Here is a 7,538-nt window from a genome sequence, read left to right as displayed (position 1 = left end):
GCGATATAAGCAATAGCACTAGAAACACGAGTCGAGTAATGGTCAGTAGAAAGTCCATCCAAGAATGACATTGGGTGAAGTTCTAGGTTAATTTGACCTGCTTCAACCATTTTAATTAAAGTTTCATCAACAGTACGATTAAAGGATCCGCAACCAGGGCACAAAGGATCAAAATAAGTAGCAACTGTAGGAGCACCAGCAGCTTGCTTGCCGTACCCATCCTTGCTAAGAAGAATTCCGCCTTGTAAATTAGATGCCGGTGGGATGTCAGAAGAAGGCAGTTTTTTAATCTCTTTGGCTATTTGGGAGTTTGCTGTATCCTCAATTTGTGTATCTGGCTTATTGGTTGTTGGATTTTCAATTTTTACTTGTGGTTTATTGATTGAATTGTAATAAGTCATAAACCCAGCTCCTGCAGCGAATGCAAGAATAACTAGTGCTATTACGATGCCAATTAAGCTTTTACTATAAGGGGTATTTGATTTTTGCATTTCATCATTTGTTGTTTCTTGTTGTTGATCCATAGTTATTCTCCTTTTGTGCGTCTTACTCGACACGCCGAGTTTATGCAAAATACTGATTTTTTGCTGTTTTTCTAAGATAAACATGATATATTAAGGCATGGCTCAACGAAGAGAACCTTCAATGGACCAGGTAAGTAAACTGTGGACGATTGATACCCGCCGATGTAGGAATTGGGGTCATGAGTGCACACCCTTCACTACGGATCGTTCGGCACGTACCTGCCGATGAAAGGACATATCATGGCAGAAGTTGTATTTGATCATGTGACTCGTATATACCCGGGCAACGATAAGCCTTCGGTTGATGACTTGAACATGACTATTAAAGATGGTGAGTTCCTCGTACTCGTTGGTCCATCTGGTTGCGGTAAGTCAACTACTTTGCGTATGTTGGCAGGTCTTGAAGAGGTTAACAAAGGACGTATCCTCATCGGCGGTCAAGATGTTACTACAATGCAGCCAAAGGATCGCGATATTGCAATGGTCTTCCAGAATTATGCACTGTATCCACACATGACAGTTGCTGATAACATGGGCTTTGCTTTGAAGATTGCTGGTGTTCCTAAGGAAGAAATTCGCAAGCGTGTTGAAAAAGCTGCAGAAGTGTTGGATTTGACAGAGTATTTGGATCGTAAGCCGAAGGCTTTGTCTGGTGGTCAGCGTCAGCGTGTTGCTATGGGTCGCGCAATTGTTCGTGAACCAAAAGTCTTCCTCATGGATGAGCCTCTTTCCAACCTTGATGCTAAGCTCCGCGTTCAGACTCGTACTCAGATTGCTGCTTTGCAGCGTCAGCTTGGTGTTACTACTCTGTACGTTACCCACGATCAGACTGAAGCTTTGACCATGGGCGATCGCATTGCAGTGATTAAGCTTGGCGTATTGCAGCAGGTTGGAGCTCCTACTGAGCTTTATGACCGCCCTGCAAATGTATTCGTTGCAGGCTTCATTGGCTCGCCATCCATGAATATCAATCAGCACCCAGTTGTAAACGGTCGAGCTCAGATCGGTGAGGATTCTATAGTTCTTCCAGCTGAGGCTGTTGACAAGCTCACTGCAGAAGATAACGGACAGATTATTGTTGGCTTCCGTCCAGAAGATGCAAGCTTGGCAACATCCGATGATCCAAATGCGTTCTCCTTGAAGGTAATGAACGTGGAAGATCTCGGTTCCGATGGCTATATCTACGGCAATATCATCACCGATGGTTCTCCTGAGGAAGCATCTACGATGATGTCTGATCAAAACAAGCTCACTACTATTCGCGTGAACCCACGTGCTCTTCCAAAGGTTGGCGACACCGTGAAGATCAAGATTGATCCATCTAAGATGCATCTGTTCGCACCTTCTACGGAGTTGCGTTTGAACTAAAAGTGTTGGTTTGCCTCTGCTTATATGAGCTAGTAAGCAAACTTTCGGTATAAGGTATAGCGGGGTTCGCAGTATGACGCGAACCCCGTTTTTGGCACAAAAAAGCAGCATAATAAGTGTGCAATAATACATCATTACAATGCATCGCTTATTATATATAGTTGTTATCAATAATTCGTCGGTGGTTGAGCTGTGTTTATCTGGAATGCAGTGATATCGTTGGCATGAGCTTGATTGGTAAATAAACTTTATGGAATGGAATGACGCTCCTCAATTAGACCCGCGTGCTGTGCAAGCAACTTCGGTATCTGCACAGGACGAGAATGCGTCGTCTCAAGAGCCGCAGGCACTGAAGATTACTGCGGCTAGTTCAGATCCAAAAATGTTTACACTGCCTTGGGAATTACCACTTTCTCAATGGCCTGCTGATTTATTCGTGAATTTGCCGCGTGGTATTTCTCGTCACGTTGTGCGATTTGTTCACGTTGGCGATGAAGTGTATGCAATGAAGGAAATTACTCGTCAAGTTGCAGAACGTGAGTATGAGCTTTTGCGTAGGCTTCGTAAACTTGAGTTGCCTACAGTTACTCCTATAGCTGTTGTTGCAGGACGCCATGACGCTAATGGTGAAAAGCTTGAGGCAATGTTAGTTACGAAACATTTAAAGTTCTCACTACCATATCGTGCATTATTTGCTCGTACGTTGCGTCCGGATACTGCAGAGCGCCTTATCGATGCGCTTGCTGTTCTTATGGTGCGCTTGCATCTTTCTGGCTTCTATTGGGGCGATGTATCGCTTTCCAACGTGCTGTTTTTGCGAGATGCAGATGCTTTTTCTGCATTCCTAGTTGACGCAGAAACTGGTGATTTGCATGGAAGTTTAACAGAAGGTCAACGAGAATACGATATCGATTTAGCTCGAACCAACATTATTGGTGAGCTTATGGATTTGAGCTCCGGTCAGCTTTTACCGACAGAAGTAGATGAAATCAGTATAGGCAATCGTCTAGTAGATCGCTATCATTCGCTTTGGAGTACGCTTACTGACGTTGATAAGTTCAGTCCTGATGAGATGTGGCGAATTGAACGTCGTGTTAATCGTCTAAATGAGCTTGGTTTCGATGTTGATGAGTTGGAGATGAAGACTTCAGAAGATGGTCGAAGGGTTTTGGTTCGACCTCGCGTTGTGGATGCTGGTTATGCTTCCCGCAAGCTTCTTCGTCTTACTGGATTGGACGTTCAAGAGAATCAGGCTCGAAGGCTTCTGAACGATTTGGATGCGTATCGCACTTCGACGTGGAGACAAGGTGAGGAATTAGAAATTGTTGCAACTGATTGGATGCGTGAAATTTTCGAGCCAACAGTTCGTATGATTCCTCCTGAGTTCCGTTCGCAAATTGAACCAGCTCAGTTCTTCCATGAAGTGTTGGATCATCGTTGGTTTATGGCAGAAAAAGTTGGCCATGACGTTGCTATGCAAGATGCTGTAACTAGCTATATTAAGAACGTATTACCACAGTACAAAATGGATAAGCATGTTCTTGCTGCTATTAATGCAGATGCTGATTCTGGCGTTGTGGATGATGAATACACGTATTCTTCTCCAGCACCTGTAGGTCACGATATAGTTGAAGATGATCAAGATGCTAGTGTTTGGGCGAGTTGAGTATTGCGTTATATAAGTAATTAGCTAATTCTCAACAAGTATGGCATTGATTGTCGTTTTTGATCTTAAGTGAATTTTTCGTAGGGGGAGCTTCGACTCCCCCGTTTTTTTATTGCAGTTTACTCGCTTACCCTAAATTTGGATATAAAAAAGTGCCCCCTGTGGGACTCGAACCCACAACCCAAGACTTAAAAGGACTCTGCTCTGCCAATTGAGCTAAAGGGGCAACAAATGCCAAGTATACTACATTCAATCGACGAAGTGAATATCGTGTGAACTTATGCGTGTTATATATATTTATTGCAGTATTCCGAGTGACTCCAGTTTTGCTTTTATTTGTGTTGCAGATGGCTCAACCATAAAAGTATTATCCGCAAAAGTAACAACTGGAATGTGCTTTTGATTGCTAATTTCAATCGCTTTTTCTTCAGCACCTTCTTCTGTTTCAATATCGTGCCAAACGAATGCCACACCATACTGGGTTAGCGCAGCTTTTGCACGTTTGCAATCTCCACACCAATCTGCACCGTATACATTTACGGTAGGCTGATCTGACATAAAATCCTCCTTAATGATTTTGTGAATTCAAATTTTGCGTAATAATAGCTCGTGCTATTTATTACTACTTTTATTAGTGTAATAGATGCAGATGTACTTAAGCATATTGACGTTGAAGTGTGACAAAGATGAGAAAAAATAGTGAAATGTATTGCTAGTGTCCCTTGACTTTCATAGTCTTGATGTCATGAATATGGTTATGGATATGAACATGCTAATTTGGTTTGCGGCTGCGGCTGTTGTTATTGCCATCTTATTAGTAACAGTTGCAGTGATTTTGCGCATTCACAGCAATAGTCATGGACCAGTAATTCCTGAAAGCGTTGATAGTTCAATCGATACAGGCAAAACTAAAGCGCGTGGAACAAAAAAATCTGGAAAACAGATAGAAAGTAACATAGCTGTTATACCTAATGAAGAAGTAAAGTCTGAATTATTGCCAGAAAGTACTTCTTCGCGTATTAAACGTCTTCGCGAACGTTTGGCTCATAGTGCAAATCCATTTGGTCGTGCATTGTTTAATATCATAAGCAAGGACCATCTTTCGGAAGAAGATTGGGAAGATGTAGAAGATACTCTTCTTATGGCCGATGTTGGCTCTCGAGCTAGTGAAGAATTAGTAGAAGATCTACGCAAAGATGCACGCATTGCTGGTACTTCTAGTTCAGAAGATGTGCATTCAGCATTGCGTACGAAACTATTGAAAATAGTAGATGAAGACGCTGATCGACGCTTAAATGCAGATAAATCAGATGCGCATCATCCTAGCGTTATTATGATGGTCGGCGTTAATGGCACCGGTAAAACCACTACTGCTGGTAAATTAGCGCGATTGTTTATTGCCCAAAAACGTTCAGTAATGTTTGCTGCAGCAGATACTTTTCGTGCGGCTGCAGCTGATCAACTTGAAACTTGGGCGTCTGCAGTAAGCGTGCCAGTTGTTCGTGCAGATAAAGATGGTGCTGATCCTGCTTCTGTTGCTTTTATTGCTGCGAATAAGGCAAAAGAAGAACAAACTGATTTATTGATTGTAGATACTGCTGGTCGTTTGCAGAATAAAGCAAATTTAATGGAAGAGCTTGGCAAAATTCGTAGGGTTATAGAAAAAACTATGCCTGTTGATGAAGTATTGCTGGTATTGGATGCTACTACTGGTCAAAATGGCATGTCTCAAGCAAAAGTATTTGCTGAAGCTATTGGCATTACGGGCGTAGTCCTTACTAAGCTTGATGGTTCCGCTAAAGGTGGAATTGTTATAGCTGTACAGCGTGAACTTGGTGTGCCGGTTAAGCTAGTAGGTCTTGGCGAAGGACCAGATGATTTGGTCCCGTTTGATGCTCAAAGCTTCGTAGACGGTCTGCTCGCTTAATGCTGAGCATTGATGTAGCTGCATGAGTGGTAGTTTTTAATCTTCCGCTAAAGTCTTTATGAGTTTTGGCTATAAGAGTTTCTCGGTACAATAGTTATATAAAGTAATACTTAAGCTGCAATGATGTTATTGTTGCGCTGTTTCAAATAATTGAGGTGAAAAATGACCACAATGGATCCGCAATGGGCATTGTTGGCTGGCGCGTTGGTGTTTATTATTACGCCGGGTATTGCCCTGTTCTATGGAGGCCGTGAACGCGCTACTTCCATGGTGAATATGATGATGCTTTCAGCTGGCGCTATTGCTGTAACTACACTGGTTTGGACGCTGTGGGGATGGTCGTTAGCTTTTGCTGGCAAAGATATGGCTGGTGGTGTTATAGGTGATCCATTGAGTGGTTTGCTATTCCGTGATTCGATGGTGGCAGATCATGGTGTGTTTACGTCTATGGACGCAAATTCCGGATTATCTGGCGGCATTCCTGCAGCTTTTCGCTTAGCATGTGCTGTTGTTGCAGTAGCGCTTATTACTGGAGCTCTAGCCGGTCGAGTGCGTTACGCTATTTGGCTTATTTTCGTAGCTGTGTGGATTACTTTAGTATTCGCTCCGTTAGCGCATATGGTGTGCGGTGGTGGATTGCTTTCGCCTAATGGTGCTATTTCACAGGCGTTAGGTATTTCAGTGCATGACTTCGCGGGTGGCTCTATATTGCATATTGCTGCGGCTGTTTCGGCTTTTGCGATTGTTATGATCATTGGCGGACATGCTCACTTCCCTCTTAAGCGTTTTGTTTTGCATATTAAGAATGTTGCGCATACGAGTGGCAACGCTAATTCTGGAGCTACTAATTCGCGTAATCCTAAAAGTCGTTTATCGCGCGCATTGTGGGCTGATGTTGAGCATGCTAAAAATGCCGCTAGTGAGACTGTTGTCTCTCCAGTTGCTACAGTAACTGAAGTTGCTGCAGAATCCACTGCAACGCAGTCAGCAGTTGAAAATGGTGTTGCTGCTCGCCAACCGCATAATGTTCCTTTCGTTATGCTTGGCGTTTTCTTGATTTGGTTCGGTTGGCTTGGGTTAATGATTGGTTCTTCTGCAGGCGTTCCTGGAGTTGCAGGTTATGCTTGGGTGAGTTCCACAATAACTGCTTCTGCTTCAATGCTTGCCTGGGGTGTGACTGAACGTTTACACTCTGGATGCTTTACTGCTTTGGGAGCTGCGTCTGGTGTTATGGCTGGATTAGCTGCAAGTGCTGCAGCCGCGGATGTTATTGCTCCATTGTGGGCTTTAGTTTTGGGTGTTCTTTCTGGTGTTATTACTTCTCTAGTGACTCACTCTCGTACTTTTGTGCGCTACGATGGTGCCTTGCATGTAGTTAGCGTGAATGGTGTTGCTGCGCTTATTGGTGTGCTTGCAGTAGGCTTATTTGCTGATGGCTCTGGATTACTCGCTGTTGGTGATTGGCATCAGTTAGTTGCACAACTGTGCTTGATTGGGATTACGGTGCTTTATGCAGGTGCTGTAACTGCAGTGCTAGCTTTTGTTCTTGAAAAGCTTTTTGGATGGCGAATCTCGGAAGCTAAGGAACGTAAGGGCGTTGATTTAGCTGATCAAGGAGAGCGTGCTTACGATTTTTCTTCTATTGCACAAAGTCATGATGGCGCTGTAGTTGCTGTTGCAGATGATGATGCAAATAAAACTCAAATGGCTGTTCTTACTTCTGTTGATATTGATATGGGTGAAAACGAGGTTGAACAATCTGATTTTATGGTTGATCAATCTGAGGCAAATCCTGAGCAAGGCGATTCTGAGGTTGATGATACTAAATCTGAAGTTGAGCAGAAAGAGTCTTCTTCTGAAAAAGAGTCTGAAACTGTAGAAAAAGATAAATCAGCGCAGAATAATAAGAAAATAGGAAAACGAAATAATAGTGCTAAAGAATAGAAGCATGTGCGTAAGCGCTATTGTTTAGCAACAAGTTCTAGTTATTTTGATATAAACCGCATGTCTTATCTAAGATATGCGGTTTTGTTATTTTTGCTAATTTAAAATC

The 7,538-nt window shown here is 42.9% G+C and carries 6 protein-coding genes and 1 tRNA gene; 4 read left to right on the top strand and 3 right to left on the bottom strand.

The genetic code is table 11. The features are described from left to right. Nucleotides 1-524, bottom strand: a 524-nt coding sequence (locus tag A5294_RS05560) for a DsbA family protein (protein WP_156483449.1), incomplete at its 3' end; no start/stop codon positions are given. 240 nt (nucleotides 525-764) lie between these two features. Between A5294_RS05560 and A5294_RS05555 the strand changes: the two genes are divergently transcribed. After that, nucleotides 765-1,892: an ABC transporter ATP-binding protein gene (locus A5294_RS05555; RefSeq protein WP_004105828.1), complete on the top strand. Its 1,128-nt coding sequence runs from the start codon at nucleotides 765-767 to the stop codon at nucleotides 1,890-1,892. A gap of 250 nt (nucleotides 1,893-2,142) precedes the next feature. After that, entirely contained in the window at nucleotides 2,143-3,558 is a 1,416-nt protein-coding gene (locus A5294_RS05550) for a DUF4032 domain-containing protein (protein ID WP_004105830.1), read from the top strand. A gap of 153 nt (nucleotides 3,559-3,711) precedes the next feature. Here the strand turns inward: A5294_RS05550 and A5294_RS05545 are convergent. Together A5294_RS05545 and A5294_RS05540 are read right to left on the bottom strand one after the other, a co-directional pair. Next, nucleotides 3,712-3,784 (bottom strand) — tRNA-Lys (locus tag A5294_RS05545). 71 nt (nucleotides 3,785-3,855) lie between these two features. Next, on the bottom strand, nucleotides 3,856-4,116 hold the full coding sequence (locus tag A5294_RS05540; RefSeq protein ID WP_004105832.1) for a glutaredoxin domain-containing protein: 261 nt from the start codon (nucleotides 4,114-4,116) through the stop codon (nucleotides 3,856-3,858). Nucleotides 4,117-4,303: 187 nt separating this feature from the next. On the opposite strand from A5294_RS05540, the gene ftsY reads away from it, so the two are divergent. Both ftsY and A5294_RS05530 read left to right on the top strand, forming a co-directional pair. Then, a complete protein-coding gene (gene ftsY, locus A5294_RS05535; RefSeq protein ID WP_101885826.1) occupies nucleotides 4,304-5,485 on the top strand; it encodes a signal recognition particle-docking protein FtsY in 1,182 nt (393 codons plus the stop codon). A gap of 162 nt (nucleotides 5,486-5,647) precedes the next feature. Continuing rightward, nucleotides 5,648-7,429: an ammonium transporter gene (locus A5294_RS05530; RefSeq protein ID WP_064340658.1), complete on the top strand. Its 1,782-nt coding sequence runs from the start codon at nucleotides 5,648-5,650 to the stop codon at nucleotides 7,427-7,429. The last annotated feature ends 109 nt before the right edge of the window (nucleotides 7,430-7,538 follow it).

The organism is Gardnerella sp. 30-4, assembly GCF_001641215.1.
GTDB classification, from domain to species: Bacteria; Actinomycetota; Actinomycetes; order Actinomycetales; family Bifidobacteriaceae; genus Bifidobacterium; species Bifidobacterium leopoldii.
The sequence above is the reverse complement of the archived record's forward strand: the minus strand, read 5'-3'. Positions and strand labels throughout refer to the sequence as shown.

Excerpts from the sequence above, each read along its gene's own strand:
- A5294_RS05555 (WP_004105828.1), top strand. The coding sequence starts at position 765 with ATGGCAGAAGTTGTATTTGATCATGTGACTCGTATATACCCGGGCAAC.
- A5294_RS05550 (WP_004105830.1), top strand. The coding sequence starts at position 2,143 with ATGGAATGGAATGACGCTCCTCAATTAGACCCGCGTGCTGTGCAAGCA.
- A5294_RS05540 (WP_004105832.1), bottom strand. The coding sequence starts at position 4,116 with ATGTCAGATCAGCCTACCGTAAATGTATACGGTGCAGATTGGTGTGGA.
- ftsY (WP_101885826.1), top strand. The coding sequence starts at position 4,304 with ATGAATATGGTTATGGATATGAACATGCTAATTTGGTTTGCGGCTGCG.
- A5294_RS05530 (WP_064340658.1), top strand. The coding sequence starts at position 5,648 with ATGACCACAATGGATCCGCAATGGGCATTGTTGGCTGGCGCGTTGGTG.